Genomic DNA, 18,182 nt, shown 5'->3' on the forward strand with positions numbered 1-18,182 from the left:
TGTTGAGGTTGCCGGCCAGCGGCCGGCACTACCGCGGGTGCCGGGCGCAGCCCGGCCGCAGCACCTTCAGCCGGCAGCCGATGGCCCCTGCGTGCCGACCAACCGCATCGGCCGCAGGTCGGCCAGGGTCAACCGCTCCAATGGCTGCGGCCGTTCAATGGCATAGCCCTGCAGGCCCTGCACGCCCATCCCGGCCAGCGCCTCGGCCACTTCAATGGTCTCCACCCACTCGGCCACCACCTCCATCTGCAGTTCGCGGCCCAGCTCGCTGATCGCACGCACGCTGGCACGGCTGACCGGATCGGTGTCCATGTCGCGCACGAATGCCCCGTCGATCTTCAGCATGTCCGCCGACAGCTGCCGCAGATAGCCGAACGAGGACAGGCCCGAGCCGAAATCATCCAGCGCCACCCGGCAGCCGCGCGCCTTGACCGCGTCGATGAAGGCACGCGCCTGGCTCAGGTTGCCGATGGCCGCGGTTTCGGTGATCTCGAAACAGAGCTTGGACGCCAGTGCGCGGTTGCGCTCCAGCAGGTCGCAGACGAAGGCCAGGAATCCCGGCTCGGCGATCGACTGGGCCGACACATTGACGTTGCACAGGCCCAGTTGGCGTACGTGCGCCGGGCACACCTGCAGGTGGCGGAACAGCAACCCGAGCACGTGCCGGTCCAACACCACCGCCATGCCATAGCGCTCCACCGCGGGCATGAACTGGCCCGGCAGGTGCAGCACGCCGTCACTGTCACGCATGCGTACCAGCACCTCGTAGTGCAGGTAGGACGGATCACCCACTTTGGCGATGCGCTGCGCATACAACAGCATCCGGTTCTCGGCCATGGCGCGACTGACGCCCTGCAGGCGTTCGGCCTCCAGCCGTCGCTCCTCCAGGGCCAGGCGGTTTTCGTTGAAGCAATGCACGCGGTTGCGACCGGCCTGCTTGGCCGCATAACACGCGCTGTCGGCCGCGCTCATCAACCAGTTCACGTCCAGCGCCTCGGCCGTCACTTCGACCACGCCCACGCTGCAGCTCAACTGCGGGCTGCCCTCGCTGACCGGGAAGGTAGCCTGGCCCAGGTTGCGGATCAGCCGCTGCAACACGCGCTTGGCTTCATCCTGGTTGGCGCGGGCAAGGAACACCGCGAACTCGTCCGCCCCCAGGCGGCCGACCCAGTCGCCATCGCGCACCGCACCGACCAGGTACTCGGCGAAACTGCGCAGCATCTGGTCGCCGGCCGCGTGGCCGAAGCTGTCGTTGACCAGCTTGAAGTGGTCCAGGTTGATGTAGCCCAGTGCATGGGTTCCACCGTCGGAGCGGACCTGCAGCAGGGATTTTTCCAGCAGGCGCTCGATCTCGCGGCGATTGATCAGGCCGGTCAGGGGGTCATGGCTGGCGTGGTGTTCGATCTCGCGTGCCAACGCATGGTTCTGGCTGACATCCTCGACGATGGCGAACACCGACAGGCCACCGCTGGCGGTGCGCACGCCGGTGCCACTCCAGCGTCCCCACACCAGGCTGCCATCACGACGCCGGAAACGCAGTTCGCCCGGTCGCAGCTGACGTTCCCAGTCGATTCGGCCACTTTCATCGATCACCAGCTCGCCCTCCATCAGCAGCTCGGCCAGCGACATCTGCAGCAGCACGTCCCGACGATGGTCGAGAATGTCGGCCATCGCCTGGTTGGCCTCCACCACCCGGCCGCCGGCATCCAGCTTGAGCATGCCGACGTTGGCTTGGTAGAAGGCAGCCCGGAAGCGGCTCTCATGCTCGGTCAGGTCCTTGCCGACCCGGCGCGCCAGGGCCACCGCCATCAGGCTGATCAGCAGGACCGACAGGCCGCCCACGGCCAGGGTCGCGATGCGCACCGCGCGGGCCATGCGCAGCAGTGCCTGCGAGAACGCCTGCGCCTGCCCGCGCAGCTGGTGGTCGATGCCACGCAGCCGATGCAGGTAGTCATCCACGGTCGCCTCGTCCAGCGGTCCCGAGCCATGGCGCCGCTGCAGTTCCTCCGCCAGCGACTGCATGGCCAGCAGGTTTGCGTCGGTCTGCCGCCACAACCAGGTGGCTTCGCGGAAGGCTCCGACGTTGCGCGCATGGCGGAACGAGAAGATCAGCCGCGGAATGTCGGCGCGGGCATTGCCCCCACGCAGAAAACCGGCGCGGGCTGTCGCCTCGTCCGGTTCGGGTTGCTCCAGCGCCTTGCGGGCCTGCAGGTCACCCAACGGAACCTGCAGTGCCCGTTGGGCATCCTGCAGATCCTGCAGATGGCCACGCGCCAGGTAACGGCTGAGCGCTGCGGTGGCGTCCTGCTGCCCCCGCGACCAGTAGCCCTGCCCTGCGATCCATGCGGTCGATGCCGCCTGCAGCTCCTGGATCACAGCCGACAGCGCGACCAAGCCGATCGCCATGCCCGTCAACAGCGCAAATCGCAGTCCCAGCCCGCGGGTCATCGGTACCCGTCGACGCTGTTGGTCCATGCCACTTCTACCCATCCTGGATCCCCCGAATGTGCTGCGGTGACAATCTCCTACGGAACTGCGCCAGCCTAGAACCGGTGATGTGTGGGCCATGCGAAACCGGACCCGGCCGGTGATCGGCAGCGGCGGCCGGGCCGCCCTGGCGCCATGCAAACAACAACGCCAGCCCGGAGGCTGGCGTTGTTCGTCTACTTCAGCGCGGCTTAGAAGCTGCGCGGGCCACGTGGCTTGTTGAAGCCATCACGACGCGGCGGACGGCTGTCGCGGTCGCCGCCGGGGCCACCCGGACCGCTGCGACGCGGAGCTCCCGGGCCACCCGGACCGCCCGGACCACGCTTGTCGAAGCGCGGCTTGAACGGACGCGGCGCCGGATTGACCTCTTCACCGGCCGCCAACGGGCGCATCTGCAGCTGCTGGCCGGACACCCAGACCTTCTGCAGGTGGGTCAGCACGTCCGACGGCATCTGTGCCGGCAGATCCAGCAGCGAGAAGTCGTCGTGGATGTCGATACGACCGATGAAGCGGCTTTCCAGGCCGGCTTCATTGGCGATGGCGCCGACGATGTTGGCCGGCTTCACGCCATGCTGGTGGCCCACCGAAATGCGGTAGGTCTCCATGCCCTGCTCCGGTGCACCGCGCGGCGGCACGTCACGGCGCGGGCGCTGCTCGAAGCCACCCTCGGCATCGTCACGACGCGGGCCACGCTCGAAGCGCGGGCCGCGCTCGTTGCGGTCGCCACGTTCCGGGCGCTCAGTGCGCTCGAAACGCTCGCGCGGCGCACGCTCTTCGCGCGGTGCACGCACCGGCGGCTGCAGCAGGAACGGGGTGTCGCCCTGCATCATCTTCGCCAGTGCGGCGGCCACTTCGATGGCCGGCACGTTCTGTTCGGACTCGAAACGCTCCAGCAGCTGGCGGTAGAAGTCCAGGCCGCCCTGGCCCAGCGTCTCGGTGATGCGCGAGGTGAACTTGTTGATGCGGTTGTCGTTGACCGCTTCCACGCTCGGCAGCTGCATTTCTTCGATCGGCTGGCGGGTCGCACGCTCGATCTGGCGCAGCATGCCCTTTTCGCGCGGGGTGGCGAACAGGATTGCTTCACCGCTGCGGCCAGCACGGCCGGTACGGCCGATGCGGTGCACGTAGCTTTCGGTGTCGTACGGGATGTCGTAGTTCAGCACGTGGCTGATGCGTTCCACGTCCAGGCCACGAGCGGCCACGTCGGTGGCGACCAGGATGTCCAGCTTGCCTTCCTTCAGCATGGCGATGGTGCGCTCACGCTGCGCCTGCTGCATGTCACCGTTGATGGCGGCAGCGGCCAGGCCACGGGCCTGCAGCTTGCTGGCCAGTTCCTCGGTGCCGGCCTTGGTGCGCGCGAAGACGATCATCGCGTCGAACGGCTCGACTTCGAGGATGCGGGTCAGCGCGTCCAGCTTGTGCATGCCGCTCACCCACCAGTAGCGCTGGCGGATGTTGGCCGAGGTGGTGGTCTTGGTCGCGATGGTGACTTCGACCGGGTCCTTCAGGTAGGTCTGCGCGATACGACGGATGGCCGGCGGCATGGTGGCCGAGAACAGCGCCACCTGGCGCTTCTCCGGCAGCTTCTTCAGCACCGCTTCGACGTCGTCGATGAAGCCCATGCGCAGCATTTCATCGGCTTCGTCCAGCACCAGCGTCTTCAGCTCGGACAGGTCCAGGGTGCTGCGGTTCAGATGGTCGATGACGCGGCCGGGGGTACCGACCACGATGTGCACGCCGCGGCGCAGGGCCGTCAGCTGCTGGCCGTACGGCTGGCCGCCGTACACGGGCAGCACGCGGAAACCAGGGATCTTGGAGGAATAGGACTGGAACGCCTCAGCAACCTGGATGGCCAGCTCGCGGGTCGGGGCCAGCACCAGGGCCTGCGGCTTGATCTGCTGCAGGTCGATGTTGGACAGCACCGGCAGCGCGAAGGCCGCGGTCTTGCCGGTACCGGTCTGGGCCTGGCCCAGCACGTCGCGGCCTTCCAGCATCGCCGGGATGGTGGCAGCCTGGATCGGCGACGGCGTTTCGTAGCCGATGGCAGTGACAGCCTGCATGACAGAATCGGACAGGCCGAGCTGCGCGAACTGCAGCTGCGCTTGGGTTTCTTGGGACATGGGGAACTCCGAAGGCACTGCCACGAGCATGGCAGGCGAAAAAAAAGGGGGATTCCGCGCTTTGGGCGCCCTTCTTATCGCGTGCCCTGGCGCTGCTCGGTTGGAGCTGAGGTTTTACTCGCTCAGAGCGGAATGATACCGCACTGTGCCTGAACAAGGTGTACAGGAAGCCAACGGCATGCCTTTACGGCCCGCCGTGGCGCACAATAGGCGCCCATTTTACCGCCGCGGGCCCTGTCCTGCAGCGCCTGCCCCAGGAAACCCGTTCCATGCAGATCCTCGAATTCGACCTCGACGGCGATTACGTCGAACTCAAGCAGTTGCTGAAGCTGGCCGACCTGGTCACCAGCGGCGGCGAAGCCAAGATGGTCATCAGCGAAGGTCTGGTGCTGGTCGATGGCGAGGTCGAGCTGCGCAAGGCCTGCAAGATCCGCGCAGGCCAGGTGGTCGAGTTCAACGACAGCCAGATCCGCGTCCTGGCCGCCGCGTAAGTCACCGCGTGGCCGTCAGGCCACGCGCTGGGTCAGGTGGGCGGCAATCAACTGCCGGAACGGTGCCACCCCCTGCGCTACCCGCAACCCGGCCGCCCGCAACAGGCGCGCCGGACGGCGGTCGTCGGTATACAGGCTGGCAATCGCATTGGTCGCTTCATACAGCGGCCGCGCCGCCAGCCGATGCCCGCGCTGGTAGCGGCCCAGCATGCCGGCCGCGGCGATGTCCGCTCCGCGTCGCTGCTGCTCGGCAATGCCCTGCGCCAGCCGCTGCGCGCTGGCCAGGCCCAGGTTGAAACCATGTGCGGTGACCGGGTGCATGCCCACTGCGGCATCACCGATCAGTGCCGAACGTTCGCCGACGAAGCGGTGCGCATACACCCCGACCAGGGGATAGGCCTGTGGCGTGGCCACCGGCTGCATGCGTCCCAGGCGGTGTTCGAAGAAGCCGCTGATGGCCTCCCCGAACGCGATCTCATCCATCGCCAGCAGCGCTTCGATCTGCCGCGGCGGCAGCGTGATCACCGCCGATGCCTGGCCTTCGTTGAGCGGCAGCAGCGCCATCGTGCGGCCATAGCCGAACCACTCCCACGCCGTGTGGTGGTGATCGCGTTCGACCTGCATCCTGCAGACCAGCATCGATTTGCCGAAGTCACGCATCTGCGCACCGATGCCGAGCATGCGGCGGGTACCGGAGAAGCGACTGTCGGCACATACCAGCAGGCGCGCGTGAAGCTCGCTGCCATCATCCAGGCGCACCACGTGGCCCTGGCTGTCGGCGCGCACCGCCTGCACCTTGCGGCCATCAAACAAGTCCAGCCCTTCCTGGCCCTGCACCGCCTCCCAGGCCGCGCGGCGGATCAGATGGTTGGGCACCAGCCAGCCCAGCGGCTGGCCATCTACCTGGCTGCTGGCGAAGGTCAGCGCGAAGGGCGAACCTCCGTTCAGCACCCGCGCGTCGCGCAGTTCGGCAACCTCGGCTTCGGGCAGGCGCTGCCACAGGCCAAGCTGTTCCAGGCTTTGCCGCGAGGCATGGGTCAAGGCGATTTCGCGGCCGTCGAAGGCCGCCTCGGCCAGGGCCTGGCGCGGCTGTGCCTCGACCAGCCCCACCTGCAGGCCAGTGCTGGCCAGCGCGCGCGCAAAGCAAAGCCCTGCCGGTCCGGCACCGACCACCACCACGTCCATCCTGCGCATGCGCGCCTCCTGCCGTTGATCCAGTCGCGGCCAGCATAGCGCCGCGTGCCTGACCGGCCTTGATCTGGATCAGCTGCGCGTCACAGCAGCGCGAACACCATCGCCAGGATCGCCACGATCGACACCAGCCAGACCAGGCTGCGCACATAGGGCACGCCGGCTGCGTACAGCGGCAGGTAGACAACGCGTGCCCAGAAGTAGACCTGCGCCGCCAGCGCGGTGGTGTCGCTGCCACGCCCGGCCACCACCACCGCAATCGCTGCGGCGGCGAAGAACGGGAAGGTCTCGAAGAAGTTGGATTGCGCCCGCTGCAGTCGTCCAGCCAGTGGACTCAGCGGCTTGGACGAGTCGTCACGTGCGGAGGCGTTCCATTTCATCCCGCGCTCGCGGGTGACCACGGTGGAGGCGGCAAAGATGTAGACGAAACCCAGCAGCATCGCCCACGCCAGCATCGTCAGTTCGGTGGCCATCGTCGATCTCCGTCAGGGGCTGGATGCGCGCAGGCTGTAGCCGGCCAAGCGCCAGGTCTGGTCTTCGTCGAAGCGGAACGACACCAGCTCGCGTACCGGCTGCGCGCTGTTGGCGAAACGGGTCGGGAAGCTGACGTTGATGTACAGGCCCTCGGGCACGGCAGCACCTGAAGCGTATTTCACGCGGGTGATGGTCGGCTGGCCACGCCCGGCCAGCGCGCCAAGACGCGTGCGGTCTGCGGCAAGCTGGCTGACGAAGGCCGCCTTGGGCACTGCGCGGCGGGCAACCGCCGAGGCGCCGTCCCACAACTCACCGGCCCGATTGGCGTCGACCAGTTGCGCGGCCTTCAATGCGGCACTGCCCATTTCCGCGTCCTGTTTCTGCACCTGCGCCTGCTGCGCCGGGCTCAATGCCGGCGCGGCAGCAGTGGCCGGCTTCGCGGCCGTCGGTGCGCTCGGCGCGGGGCGAGCCGGGGCCGGTGCAGGCGTGGCCGGCGCCGGCGTTTGCGCCAGTGCAGCCAGGGGCAACAGGGACAGCAGCAGGAGCACGCGCTTCATGGACACCGCCGGTTCGATGGAAAGAACCGCAGTCTACGCCAGCGCAGTGAGTGGGCCGTCAGCGCGCTTGCACGCTGCCTTCCACCGCACCCGCCTCGGCCTGCCCCGCCGGTGCCGCGGGCAGCTGCTCGGCCACCGGCGGCGGCTCCGGCGGTGCCGGTGGCAGCGTAGCCACGTCGATCTCCGACAGCGGGCTTTCCTCCGGGCACACCGGGTCGGGGAAGCCGAAGCGCTGCTTCAGCGACTGGCCACAGCTGTTGATCGATTCCATGTCGGCACCGTCGCGCTTGCACTGCTGGTCGAACGCCACCAGGAACGCATCCTTGCGCTGCACGAAGTCGTCGCCGCAGGTACGCATCTGCTTGATCCGCTCCAGGTCGTCCTGCACGGCGTTGGTCCCGTCCAGGCCGTACTGGCGAAGCTCTTCGGCAGTCAGCAGGCGCAGGCTGCGGTTGGGCACGGTCATCATCAGGTCGGCCACGCCTACCGCCACGCCATTGCGCTGCAGATAATCCTTCACGTTGTCATAGACCTCGTGCAGCTCGCGGTTGAGTTCCGCGCGCGAAGTGGCCTTGGAACTGATGCGCATCATGCGGTGGATGCCGACCTTGCCGGTCAACAGGCGGTTGTCGCCGGCAGCCAGCACGAACACGCAGGCGCTGTGGCAGATCGAGCCCTCGCGCACCCAGATGGTCCAGCCGGATTCGCCGATGCTGTCGCCGGCAACGATGGCCGATTCCACCTGGCCACCGCTGGAATCCAGATCCAGGATGCGCTTGTGGATCTGCAGCTCGTCGGCGACCACGGCCAGCCGCCACATCATCTCGGCAAACCCGGGGTTGATCTTGCCGTTATAGCGCACGCGCAGCAGGCCACGCTCGGCGCACGGCGCCAGCGCCTGCTTCAGCTGTTCGCGCTGCAGGCCTTCCAGTTCAATGCCATCGCCGCCGTCGCCGGCGTAATCGGTGGTGCAGCTGACCCAGGCCTTGCCGTTTTCCAGCTGCGCCTGCGGCCAGGGCCGATCAGCCCGGCTGCGTGCCTGTGCCGGCGGTGGCGGCGCATCGGCGGCATTGATCGACACCATGTTTTCGCCATCGCTGGCCGGAGCCCGCGTGGCCTTGTCGGCAGCGGTTACGTTGCCAGGGTTCTCCAACTGGCTGCAGCCCGCCAGGGCCAGGCACAACAGGGGCAACCAGCGGAGTTTGGCGGACATCGGGCAACCGGATTCAGACAGGCAAGAACCACAGTCTACCCGTCCACGACGCGCATTCAGCGCCCGCCACTGAACCTGTTCTGACCCTCTGACCCTGTCATTTCCCGTCCCAACGTCATCCGACATCCCCTCCACGCATGTCGTGGATCTACCGTATCAACCAAGGTCGCCCCCCCACCAACAGCCGCGTGAAACTGTCGAAGGCGGGGTGGGTCCGGTTGCAGGGGTGTCCGCGGCATGGATGCCGCGGCCAAGCTTACAGGGGTGAGGGCGCTTTGCTTGCGAAGCACTGCTTCGCAAGCGCCCGAACGCACAGCCGCCAGCGGCTGGGCCGGGCCCCGGAGGGGGACTTGCAGCGTCCCCTGCAACCGGCCCCACCCCGCCATCCCACGGATAGCCCGCTGTTGCTGTTGCTGTTGAGGGTGCCGGGCGCAGCCCGGCCAAGCCCCTCCAGCATCCATGTCCGAATATGGCGAGTACTACCGCCCGCAGGCGCCTAGACTGGCGCCATGGATACCGCACTCGCCCTCGACACCGCCGCATGCGACCGTGCCCGCCTGGCCCGCGATGCACGCTTCGACGGCGTATTCTTCACCGCCGTGCGCAGCACCGGCATCTACTGCCGGCCGGTGTGCCCGGCGCCGCCACCGAAACCACGTAACATCACCTACTACCCCACGGCTGCTGCCGCTGCGTCGGCCGGCTATCGTCCCTGCCTGCGCTGCCGCCCCGAGCTGGCCCCGCTGGCACAACAGGCGCTGGCCGGACAGGCCGTGCAGCGTGCCCTCGCGCTGATCCATGCCGGCTTCCTGCAGGACCAGCCGGTGGCCGAGCTGGCGGGAAAGATCGGCCTCAGCGCACGCCAGCTGCAACGCCTGTTCGTCGAACGGCTGGGCGCAACGCCAGGGCAGATCCACGCAACCCATCGCCTGCTGCTGGCCAAGCAGCTGCTGACCGAAACCACGCTGCCGGTGACCGACGTGGCACTGGCCGCTGGTTACAACAGCCTGCGCCGCTTCAATACGGCGTTCCTGCAGGGCTGCGGCATGGCGCCCACCGTACTGCGTCGCCAACACCATCCGCTGGCCGCCGACGATGGCGGGCTGGTGCTGCGCCTGGGCTATCGACCGCCGCTGGATTTCCCCCGCATGCTGGCCTTCCTGCGTAAGCGCAGCCTGCCCGGCATCGAACTGATCGGGGAAGACAGTTACCAGCGCGTGTTGGGCACAGCCGAGCGCCCCGCCCTGCTGCGCGTCACCGCCGACCCGAAGCGGCCCGAGCTGCGCCTGCAACTGGGCGCGGTCGACCCACGCCTGATTCCGGACATCGTGCGCCGCGTGCGCCGTGTGTTCGACCTGGACGCCGACCTGCAGCAGGTGCACGCAGCGCTGGGCGATGAACCGCTGTTGGCGCGCGGCATCGCCGAGCGCCCCGGCCTGCGCGTGCCAGGCGGATGGGACGGCTTCGAGGTGGGCGTGCGCGCGGTACTGGGCCAGCAGGTCAGCGTGGCCGCGGCCACCACGTTCGCGCGCCGGCTGGTCGATGCCTACGGTGCGCACCTGCCCGGCATGCCGTCCGAATTCGACCGTCAGTTTCCAGCGCCGGACGTACTGGCCGACGCGCCGCTGGAATCGATCGGCCTGCCACGCAGCCGCGCCGCCACCGTGCGCGCCCTCGCCGCAGCCTGCGCCAGCGGCCAGCTGGACTTCGGGCCGGGGCAGGCACTGGAGGAATTCGTCGCCCGCTGCGTGGCCCTACCCGGCATCGGCCCGTGGACGGCGCAGTACATTGCCCTGCGCGGGCTGGGCCAGCCTGATGCCTTCCCCGCCGGTGACCTGGTGCTGCAGCAGGTGCTGGGCCACGCGCAGGGCCAGCGCCTCAGCGAACGCGCCACCGAAGCCCGTTCGCAATCGTGGCGCCCATGGCGCGCCTATGCCGTGCTGCATCTGTGGCACCTGTCCGGCACTTTCGTTGGAGAACCCTCATGAACCTGTTGTTCGATCGCTTCGATACACCGATCGGTGAACTGACCATCGCCGGTGATGAGAATGGCCTGGCCCACGTTCTGTTCCCGGAAAACCGCCATCCTGCGCGCGGCCGCGAGCACTGGCATTACGCGCCCGGCGCATTGCCGGAGGCGCGCGAACAGTTGCTGCAGTACCTGCACGGTGAGCGCAGCGGTTTCGACCTGGTGCTGGCACCGCATGGCACGCCGTTCCAACTGCGCGTCTGGCACGCGCTGGCGTTGATTCCCTTCGGCCAGACCTGGAGCTATCTGCAGCTGGCGCAGCAGCTGGGTCAGCCGACGGCGACACGTGCGGTCGGCGCGGCCAATGGCCGCAATCCGTTGCCGATCGTGCTGCCGTGCCATCGCGTGATCGGCAGCAACGGTACGTTGACCGGTTTCGGTGGCGGCCTGGAAACCAAAGCGGCGTTGTTGCGGCTGGAGCAGCGACAGGCACCGCTGTTTGCATGAGGGTTGGAGGCAGGGCTGCGCCCTGCACCCGCTACAAGCCAGAGCAACATCAACGTCAACATCAACGTCCAAAGCGGGCTATCCGTGGGTGGTCGGGGCGGTGTCGGCTTGATTCGTTCCGGTAGATCCACGCCGTGCGTGGATGGAAGCATCCGCAATCTGTCTGGAGAAAAGCCCCCTTGTTGTTCAAGAGGGCGCGCCAAAAGCGCGGGGATAAGGTGAAATGCGCGGACACACCAGCGCGCCACAGGCGCGATGGCGTGTCTTGGGTACGTCATTGCTGCGGATTATCATGACCGGATGACTTCCGTACGCCTGACCTGCACGCTGGCGCTGCTGCTGCCCCTGGCCGCATGTACCACCACGCCCTCGCCTTCGACAACCATCGCTGCACCTGCCGCGGAGGCGAATACGCCGCCCGCCAGCCCGCCGAAACTGTTGCTGATTTCCATCGATGGCCTGCGCGCCGATGCGTTGGATCGCGGGCTTACCCCGAACCTGCAACGGATCATCGATGGGGGCGTGCGTGCGCGCTGGATGACGCCCTCCTATCCCTCGCTCACCTTCCCCAACCACTACACACTGGTCACCGGCCTGCGTCCGGACCACCACGGCATCATCAACAACAGCATGGACGATACCGCGCTCGGTCGCTTCGCGCTGCACGACCGCACTGCGGTGACCACCAGCGGATGGTGGGGCGGTGAACCGATCTGGGTCGGTGCCGAGAAGGTCGGTGTGCGCACCGCCACCACCTCATGGCCGGGCAGCGAAGCCGAGATCCAGGGCACACGGCCCAGCCAGTGGCGTATTTACGATGCCAAGGAACCGCTGGAGCAGCGTGCGCAGACGGTGCTCGACTGGCTGTCGCAGACCGATGCCGATGCGCCGCGCCTGACCACGCTGTACATGGAGCACGTGGACAAGGCCGGCCACAACTTTGGCCCCGAATCCAGGCAGTACACCGAGGCCATCGTGCACGCCGACCGGATCATCGGCCAGGTACTCGATGGCTTGCAGCAGCACGGCCTGTCCGACAGCACCAACGTGATCGTGGTCTCCGATCACGGCATGGCGCCGGTACCGGAGGGCCAGGTGATCGCCCTCGAATCGATGGTTGACCCTGCCATCGCGCGCAACGTCAGCGCAGGCCAGTCGGTCGGCTTCGCGCCGGAGGTGGGACGCGAAGCAGAGGCCGAGCGTGCCCTGCTCGGTCGCCACGCACACTACGAATGCTGGAAGAAGGAGAACCTGCCGGCCCGCTGGCATTACGGCACCCATCCGCGCGTGCCTGCCATCGTCTGCCAGATGGATGAAGGCTGGGACGCGCTGACGCGCGAGAAGATCGCCAAGCGCGAGCACGCCGATCGCGGCTCCCATGGCTACGACAACGCGTTGCCGTCGATGCGCGCAGTGTTCGTCGCCCGTGGCCCTTCATTCCGGCAAGGCCTGGTGATCGACGGTTTCGACAATGTCGACGTCTACCCGCTGCTGGTGCACCTGCTGCAGGTGCCGGAAGCGGCCAACGATGGCAACGCGCAGACGCTGCAGAAAACCCTGCGCTGATCGCGGCGCCATGCCCTGGCCATGGTCAAAAAAAAACGCGGCGCCGAGCGCCGCGTTTTTCTCTGGACCGGTCGGTCGGCGGATCAGCCGGCCTTGGCCACTGCCTTCTTGGCCACAGCCTTCTTCGCCGGAGCCTTGGCCACGGTCTTCTTGGCAACCGGGGCGGCGGCGCCTACGGCGACCTTGCTCGCGGTGTGCGAACGGGCGTTGCCGTAGCTGGCGTTGTAGCGCTTGCCCTTGGCGGTCTTGCGGTCACCCTTACCCATGTCTTCAACTCCTCAAATGTGAAATCTGGTTACCCCGTACTGACACGGGTTCGGCGGGGCCGCCTTGCTGGGCGCCCCCGCGCACGATCGGAAAGCCTACCACGTAGCGCCTAGTGCGCGCAGCTGGCGTCATGCACGTGGCCGTGGTTCAGGCGCAGGTTGACCAAGTGCGCGATGCCGACCAGCAGCCCGCCCAAGGTCATCACCACCGCATGCGGCACCGCGTTGTGGTGCAGCGGGTCGTACAGCACGCCGGCCCACAAAGCGACCAGGCCGGGAATCAGAAACGCCAGCGCACGCAGCGCGCCGTGCCGCCGATAGCCCCAGACCAGGCTGAACAAGCCCAGCAGGGTCACGAACACCACCAGCGCCTTCTCCACGCCATCACTGAGCCAGAAAGACAGGCCCAGCGAGGGGGCAGCGGCCAGCAGCAGCGGAATGACCGCGCAATGCACCGCGCACAGCATCGAACCGGTGGCGCCGAAGCGATCGAGCAGGTGGCGCAGGCGTGAGGGCAAAGGCATGACTTCCAGCAGGGCGGCGAATCGTTATGGAATAATATAACATCGATCCCCGAACCGCACGGTTCTCTCCCCCTGTCCCGCCGACGGGATTCGTGCGCCACCCGATTGATATATTGTAACAAAGGACCGCCCATGCCCTCCCACCACCCTCGTTTCAAGCCGCATTCCCTGGCCCTGGCGCTTGCTGCGCTGCTGCCCTCCGTCGCCTTTGCAGCCTCCGACGATGATTCGCATCGTGACCGCCACCTGACCGAGCTGTCCTCGGTGCAGGTCACGGCATCGCCGCTGCAGGGTGATGCCGAATCGCTGGCGCGCCCGGTTGAAGTGCTGGCCGGTGAGCGCCTGGATGAGCAGAAGGCCGGCACCCTCGGCGATACCGTCGCCAAGCTGCCCGGCGTGCAGAGCACCTTCTTCGGTCCCGGTGTCGGCCGCCCGATCATCCGCGGCCAGGAAGGCCCGCGCGTGGCCGTGCTGTCCAACGGCATGGGCAACATGGACGCCTCTACCGTCAGCGCCGACCATGCCACCAGCATCGAGCCGTTCCTGGCCGACCAGATCGAAGTACTGAAAGGCCCTGCGACGCTGCTGTTCGGCAGCGGCGCGATCGGCGGCGCGGTGAACGTGGTCGATGGACGCATTGCGCGCGAACTGCCGGACCGTCCGCTCAGCGGCCGCGCCGAGCTGCGTGGCAATTCGGTCAACGACGAACGCAGCGGCATGTTCCGCCTGGACGGCGTGAGCGGCAATGTCGTGCTGCACGTGGATGGCCTGGTGCGCAATGGCGATGATTTCCGCATTCCCGGCTACGCGGTGATCGACGGCCTGGAAGACCACCACGATGACCACGACCACGCGGGCGAGGAAGGTGAAGAGCCGCGTCGCGGCCGCCTGGACAACAGTTCCATCCGCACTCGCGCCGGTGGCGTCGGCGCCACCTGGCTGGGCGAAGGCGGCTACTTCGGCGCCTCGGCCAGCACCTACCGCACCAACTACGGCATCCCCAACGGCGCCCACGTGCATGCTGACGGCGATGGCCACGACCATGGTCACGACCACGACCATGGCGAGGAGGAGGAAGGTGAAGAGCACGACGTGCGCATCGACATGGTGCAGAACCGTTTCGAGACCAAGGCCGGCATCTACAACCCGGTATCGTTCCTGAAGAACGTCAACGCGCGCGTGGCCTACACCGACTACGAACACGTGGAGCTGGAAGCCGGCACGCCGTCCACCCGCTTCACCAACCGCGGCATCGAAGGTCGCCTGGAAGCGGTGCAGCAGCAGATCGGCGGCTGGGACGGCGCCTTCGGCCTGCAGTTCGGCAACAGCGATTTCGGCGCCAAGGGCGAAGAAGCGTTCGTGCCCGATACCGGAACCAAGAACATCGGCCTGTTCGTTCTGCAGGAAAAGCAGTTCGGCCCGTTCAAGCTGGAACTGGGCGGTCGCCACGACCAGGTCAAGCTGGACCCCACCGGCGACTACCGCCGCCGCAAGTTCGACGCCACCAACCTGTCGGCCGCCGGTATCTGGAAGCTCAACGATGCGGTCGACCTGCGCATCGGCGTAGACAGCTCCGAGCGTGCACCGACCAATGAGGAGCTGTACGCCGCGGGTGCGCACATCGCCACCCGTTCGCTGGAAATCGGTGATGCCAACCTGAAGACCGAGCGCGGCCAACGCATTGAACTGGGCATCCACACCCACAGCGAGCGCCTGGACTTCTCTGCCGCGATCTACCAGACCAGGTTCAAGGACTTCATCTACCTGGCCGACACCGGCATCACCGAAAGCCTGCCGGTGCGCAGCTGGACCCAGCAGGACGCGGTGTTCAAGGGCGCCGAGGCCGAAGCGCTGGTGCACCTGTTCGAAGGCGGCGCCGGCGATTGGGACCTGCGCGTGTTCGGCGACTACGTACAGGCCAAGCTGGACGGCAACGGCAGCCGCACCCTCGACATCGCCGTGCCGCACGGCGACCACAACCACAACTACAGCGTCGAACTGGCCAACACCGGTTACCTGCCGCGCATCGCCCCGGCCCGTGTCGGCGCCGACCTGCGCTGGGCGAAGGATGGCTGGCGTGCCTCGGTGGGCGCGGTGCGTTACAGCCGGCAGAAGGACGTTGCGCAGAACGAGGAGCCGAGCAACGGCTACACCCTGGTCGATGCGCACCTGGCCTACCGCTGGGACCGCAGCGACAGCAACAGCTACGAGTTGTTCCTGGATGGCAGCAACCTGACCAACCGCGAAGTGCGTCCGCATACCTCGCTGCTGAAGGATTACTCGCCGCTGCCGGGTCGTGGTGTCGCCTTCGGGATCCGCGCGTTCTTCTGATGAGGCATCCACGCATGGCGTGGATCTACTGAAGTGCATCCGCGCGTGGTGTGGATTTACTGACTTTGACGGCGGCATGCTGTCGTTCTCTCCCGGGGGGCCAGGTTGGCCCCCCGTCTTTTTTTGATGACCTCGATCGACCCTCACGCATCCGTCACAAAGATGTGCGTACGACAACAAGCGGACAATCCCGTCGCCATTCGTCTCTCGCCATCCGGACATTTGTGTCCGAAAATGAAGCCATGACCACCCAACGCGCCGATGCCGCTGCCCGCCGAGCCCTCATCCTCGATGCTGCCGACCATGTGTTCGGCCAACACGGCGTTACCGCGCCGCTGGACCTGGTGGTCGAGCGTGCCGAAGTCGGCCGCGCCACCCTGTATCGGAATTTCCCTGACCGCACCGCGCTGATCCAGGCGCTGCTGCAGCGCACGGTCGACCGCATCCGCCGCCAGGTCGAGCAGCTTGGCGACCGCGACGACGCCCTATTCGAAGTGTTCGAGGGTATGGCCCAGCGCATCGTCGATTCGCCGGCACTGGCCGATTACTGGCGCGCGGTCGATTCGGACGTGCCGGCCATGCGCACCGCACGCGAGACCGTGCGCGACCTGCTGGAAGCCCCCATCGCCCGCGCCAAGGCCGCTGGCCTGTGCCGGCCCGACCTGGAGAAGACGGATATTTCACTGATCTCGGGCATGCTGGGGGCGGCCCTGCGCGGCAAGACCCGCGATGAGCGCGCCCAGCTGGCCGGGCGTGCCCTGCAGCTGCTGCGCGGGGGACTCCAGGGAGCAGCCAACGGGGAACGCTGATGGTGCAGCCGTACCTCAAGCCGGTTCCGGATTGGGAGGAGCACGAGAAGCCGACCATGCCCGGTTCGGCATCGATGCCCTGGCACCCGCCCTATCGGCGTGCAGCCTATGCACTGGTGTCGTTGCTGGTGGCCATCACCGGTGGCCTTGGCAACGCGCTGGTAACGGCCAACCTGCCCTTCCTGCAGGGGCAACTGGCACTCACTCCCACTCAGGGCAGCTGGCTGGTGGCTGCCTACGCCATGGTCAACGTGACCGCCAACCTGCTGGCCTTCAAGTTCCGCCAGCAATACGGCATCCGCCTGTTTGCCGAGATCGGCCTGGGGCTGTACGCGGCGCTGGCGGTGCTGCACCTGTTCGTCGGCAGTTTCGAGACCACCATGCTGACCCGCGCCGCCAGCGGTTTCGCCGGCGCGGCCTGCTCGACGCTGGGGACGCTGTACATGCTGCAGGCGCTGCCACGGCGATTCACCGGCAACCTGCTGGTGATCGGCGTCGGCCTGTCGCAGCTGGCGGTGCCGATTGCCTGGATCGTCTCGCCCGGCCTGGTCGATACCGGCCAATGGCACCAGCTGTATTCGTTCGAAGCGGGGCTGGCGCTGTGCGCGTTTGCCGCCGTGGTCGTGCTGAAGCTGCCGCCGGGCATCCAGGTCAAGGCCTTCGAACCGCTGGATTTCCTTACCTTCGCCCTGCTCGCGCCCGCCGTCGCCCTGCTGGTGGTGGTGCTGGCGCAGGGCTACACGCGCTGGTGGTTGAACACGCCGTGGCTGGGCTGGGCGCTGGTCGCCTCCATCGTGCTGACCACCACCGCACTGATCATCGAACACTACCGGCGCAACCCGCTGCTGCAGATCCGTTGGCTGTCGACCCTGCCGGTGATGCACTTCATCGTCGGCGCCTTCCTGATCCGCTTCCTGACCACTGAACAGTCCTACGGCGTGGTCAACCTGATGCGCACGCTGGGCATGGGACCGGACCAGATGCGGCCGCTGTTCGTGGTGATCCTGGCCGGGGTGGTCACCGGCATCGCCGGTGCGTCACTGACCTTCGGCCCGAAGCGCCTGATTGCGCAGTTGCTGATGGCGATCCTGCTGCTGGGTGCCGCCGCGTTCTTCGACCAGCACCGCACCAGTCTGGATCGCCCGCACGACTTCTACATCAGCCAGTTCCTGGCGTCGGTGGGCGCCGGCATGTTCATGGGCCCGCTGATCATGCTCGGCATTTCCGCCGCGTTGAAACAAGGCGTGGACCACATGATCACCTTCCTGGTGACATTGTCGATCACCCAGACGCTGGGCGGACTGGCCGGCTCGGCCGTGCTGGGAACATTCCAGCTGCATCGCGAGCAGCTGTATTCCAGCGCGCTGACCAGCCAGCTCGATCCAGCCGACCCGGTGGTGGCACAGCGCCTGCGCATCCAGCAGCAGCTGTACGCAGCGCAGATCACCGACCCGGTGCTGCGCAGTGCCCAGGGCAGCGCGCAGCTGGCGCAGACCACCCGCCGCGAAGCCAACGTGCGAGGCTTCAACGATGTGTTCACCCTGAGCGGCTGGCTGGCAATCGGTTTCCTGTGCTGGTTGCTGCTGCTTTCGCTGCGTACCGCCGTACGCAAACAATGGCGCAAGCGCCATCCTTCCTCCCCCGCTGCGGCTGCAACCGCGGCACCGCGCTGAGTCC

The 18,182-nt window shown here is 67.1% G+C and carries 15 protein-coding genes; 7 read left to right on the top strand and 8 right to left on the bottom strand.

Features of this window, described 5'->3' with window-relative positions; all coding sequences use genetic code 11:
• Positions 1 to 66 precede the first annotated feature (66 nt).
• Both AC1DKR_RS13165 and AC1DKR_RS13170 read right to left on the bottom strand, forming a co-directional pair.
• Positions 67 to 2,490, bottom strand: a complete 2,424-nt coding sequence (locus AC1DKR_RS13165; RefSeq protein WP_478033219.1) for a putative bifunctional diguanylate cyclase/phosphodiesterase — start codon at positions 2,488 to 2,490, stop codon at positions 67 to 69.
• A 188-nt stretch (positions 2,491 to 2,678) separates the two neighbouring features.
• Positions 2,679 to 4,607: a DEAD/DEAH box helicase gene (locus AC1DKR_RS13170; RefSeq protein WP_025877722.1), complete on the bottom strand. Its 1,929-nt coding sequence runs from the start codon at positions 4,605 to 4,607 to the stop codon at positions 2,679 to 2,681.
• 269 nt (positions 4,608 to 4,876) lie between these two features.
• Between AC1DKR_RS13170 and AC1DKR_RS13175 the strand changes: the two genes are divergently transcribed.
• A complete protein-coding gene (locus AC1DKR_RS13175; protein ID WP_025877723.1) occupies positions 4,877 to 5,098 on the top strand; it encodes an RNA-binding S4 domain-containing protein in 222 nt (73 codons plus the stop codon).
• Positions 5,099 to 5,113: 15 nt separating this feature from the next.
• Here the strand turns inward: AC1DKR_RS13175 and ubiM are convergent, their stop codons facing one another.
• The 4 genes from ubiM to AC1DKR_RS13195 all read right to left on the bottom strand — a co-directional run bounded on the left by ubiM (position 5,114) and on the right by AC1DKR_RS13195 (position 8,533).
• Positions 5,114 to 6,292 (bottom strand): 5-demethoxyubiquinol-8 5-hydroxylase UbiM, encoded by a 1,179-nt coding sequence (gene ubiM / locus AC1DKR_RS13180; protein ID WP_478033220.1) that lies wholly within the window; start codon positions 6,290 to 6,292, stop codon positions 5,114 to 5,116.
• Between the two features lie 80 nt (positions 6,293 to 6,372).
• The gene (locus tag AC1DKR_RS13185) at positions 6,373 to 6,762 is read right to left on the bottom strand and encodes an MAPEG family protein (RefSeq protein WP_312112989.1); all 390 of its coding nucleotides are present in this window, start codon (positions 6,760 to 6,762) and stop codon (positions 6,373 to 6,375) included.
• 12 nt (positions 6,763 to 6,774) lie between these two features.
• Positions 6,775 to 7,320: a DUF4019 domain-containing protein gene (locus AC1DKR_RS13190; RefSeq protein WP_478033221.1), complete on the bottom strand. Its 546-nt coding sequence runs from the start codon at positions 7,318 to 7,320 to the stop codon at positions 6,775 to 6,777.
• 58 nt (positions 7,321 to 7,378) lie between these two features.
• Positions 7,379 to 8,533 carry a COG3904 family protein gene (locus AC1DKR_RS13195; protein ID WP_363730845.1) on the bottom strand — a complete coding sequence of 385 codons (1,155 nt, stop codon included), beginning with the start codon at positions 8,531 to 8,533 and terminating at the stop codon, positions 7,379 to 7,381.
• A 509-nt stretch (positions 8,534 to 9,042) separates the two neighbouring features.
• On the opposite strand from AC1DKR_RS13195, the gene AC1DKR_RS13200 reads away from it, so the two are divergent.
• The 3 genes from AC1DKR_RS13200 to AC1DKR_RS13210 all read left to right on the top strand — a co-directional run bounded on the left by AC1DKR_RS13200 (position 9,043) and on the right by AC1DKR_RS13210 (position 12,575).
• Entirely contained in the window at positions 9,043 to 10,521 is a 1,479-nt protein-coding gene (locus tag AC1DKR_RS13200) for a DNA-3-methyladenine glycosylase 2 family protein (protein ID WP_363730843.1), read from the top strand.
• Positions 10,518 to 11,009 (top strand): methylated-DNA--[protein]-cysteine S-methyltransferase, encoded by a 492-nt coding sequence (locus AC1DKR_RS13205; RefSeq protein WP_088100443.1) that lies wholly within the window; start codon positions 10,518 to 10,520, stop codon positions 11,007 to 11,009. Before AC1DKR_RS13200 ends, AC1DKR_RS13205 begins: the two co-directional genes overlap by 4 nt.
• 300 nt (positions 11,010 to 11,309) lie before the next feature.
• Positions 11,310 to 12,575, top strand: a complete 1,266-nt coding sequence (locus AC1DKR_RS13210) for an alkaline phosphatase family protein (protein WP_394195797.1) — start codon at positions 11,310 to 11,312, stop codon at positions 12,573 to 12,575.
• An 83-nt stretch (positions 12,576 to 12,658) separates the two neighbouring features.
• On the opposite strand, the gene AC1DKR_RS13215 is transcribed toward AC1DKR_RS13210, so the two are convergent.
• Together AC1DKR_RS13215 and AC1DKR_RS13220 are read right to left on the bottom strand one after the other, a co-directional pair.
• The gene (locus tag AC1DKR_RS13215) at positions 12,659 to 12,841 is read right to left on the bottom strand and encodes a 30S ribosomal protein THX (RefSeq protein ID WP_025879339.1); all 183 of its coding nucleotides are present in this window, start codon (positions 12,839 to 12,841) and stop codon (positions 12,659 to 12,661) included.
• Between the two features lie 110 nt (positions 12,842 to 12,951).
• Positions 12,952 to 13,365, bottom strand: a complete 414-nt coding sequence (locus AC1DKR_RS13220) for a MerC domain-containing protein (protein ID WP_025879338.1) — start codon at positions 13,363 to 13,365, stop codon at positions 12,952 to 12,954.
• 132 nt (positions 13,366 to 13,497) lie between these two features.
• Between AC1DKR_RS13220 and AC1DKR_RS13225 the strand changes: the two genes are divergently transcribed.
• From AC1DKR_RS13225 to AC1DKR_RS13235, 3 genes are all read left to right on the top strand, one after another.
• Entirely contained in the window at positions 13,498 to 15,696 is a 2,199-nt protein-coding gene (locus AC1DKR_RS13225; RefSeq protein WP_478033222.1) for a TonB-dependent receptor, read from the top strand.
• Positions 15,697 to 15,938: 242 nt separating this feature from the next.
• Positions 15,939 to 16,505, top strand: a complete 567-nt coding sequence (locus AC1DKR_RS13230) for a TetR/AcrR family transcriptional regulator (protein WP_223494609.1) — start codon at positions 15,939 to 15,941, stop codon at positions 16,503 to 16,505.
• On the top strand, positions 16,505 to 18,178 hold the full coding sequence (locus tag AC1DKR_RS13235) for an MFS transporter (protein ID WP_478033223.1): 1,674 nt from the start codon (positions 16,505 to 16,507) through the stop codon (positions 18,176 to 18,178). The genes AC1DKR_RS13230 and AC1DKR_RS13235 overlap by 1 nt, the downstream gene beginning before the upstream one ends.
• Positions 18,179 to 18,182: the final 4 nt, after the last annotated feature.

It is taken from the genome of Stenotrophomonas sp. 01N47 (genome assembly GCF_056399165.1).

What these genes read in the sequence shown, in the direction of transcription:
- AC1DKR_RS13185 (WP_312112989.1), bottom strand. Translation starts at nt 6,762, where the DNA reads ATGGCCACCGAACTGACGATGCTGGCGTGGGCGATGCTGCTGGGTTTC.
- AC1DKR_RS13200 (WP_363730843.1), top strand. Translation starts at nt 9,043, where the DNA reads ATGGATACCGCACTCGCCCTCGACACCGCCGCATGCGACCGTGCCCGC.
- AC1DKR_RS13230 (WP_223494609.1), top strand. Translation starts at nt 15,939, where the DNA reads ATGACCACCCAACGCGCCGATGCCGCTGCCCGCCGAGCCCTCATCCTC.
- AC1DKR_RS13175 (WP_025877723.1), top strand. Translation starts at nt 4,877, where the DNA reads ATGCAGATCCTCGAATTCGACCTCGACGGCGATTACGTCGAACTCAAG.
- AC1DKR_RS13205 (WP_088100443.1), top strand. Translation starts at nt 10,518, where the DNA reads ATGAACCTGTTGTTCGATCGCTTCGATACACCGATCGGTGAACTGACC.
- AC1DKR_RS13170 (WP_025877722.1), bottom strand. Translation starts at nt 4,607, where the DNA reads ATGTCCCAAGAAACCCAAGCGCAGCTGCAGTTCGCGCAGCTCGGCCTG.
- AC1DKR_RS13165 (WP_478033219.1), bottom strand. Translation starts at nt 2,490, where the DNA reads ATGGGTAGAAGTGGCATGGACCAACAGCGTCGACGGGTACCGATGACC.
- AC1DKR_RS13190 (WP_478033221.1), bottom strand. Translation starts at nt 7,320, where the DNA reads ATGAAGCGCGTGCTCCTGCTGCTGTCCCTGTTGCCCCTGGCTGCACTG.
- ubiM (WP_478033220.1), bottom strand. Translation starts at nt 6,292, where the DNA reads ATGCGCAGGATGGACGTGGTGGTGGTCGGTGCCGGACCGGCAGGGCTT.
- AC1DKR_RS13210 (WP_394195797.1), top strand. Translation starts at nt 11,310, where the DNA reads ATGACTTCCGTACGCCTGACCTGCACGCTGGCGCTGCTGCTGCCCCTG.
- AC1DKR_RS13195 (WP_363730845.1), bottom strand. Translation starts at nt 8,533, where the DNA reads ATGTCCGCCAAACTCCGCTGGTTGCCCCTGTTGTGCCTGGCCCTGGCG.
- AC1DKR_RS13225 (WP_478033222.1), top strand. Translation starts at nt 13,498, where the DNA reads ATGCCCTCCCACCACCCTCGTTTCAAGCCGCATTCCCTGGCCCTGGCG.
- AC1DKR_RS13235 (WP_478033223.1), top strand. Translation starts at nt 16,505, where the DNA reads ATGGTGCAGCCGTACCTCAAGCCGGTTCCGGATTGGGAGGAGCACGAG.
- AC1DKR_RS13220 (WP_025879338.1), bottom strand. Translation starts at nt 13,365, where the DNA reads ATGCCTTTGCCCTCACGCCTGCGCCACCTGCTCGATCGCTTCGGCGCC.
- AC1DKR_RS13215 (WP_025879339.1), bottom strand. Translation starts at nt 12,841, where the DNA reads ATGGGTAAGGGTGACCGCAAGACCGCCAAGGGCAAGCGCTACAACGCC.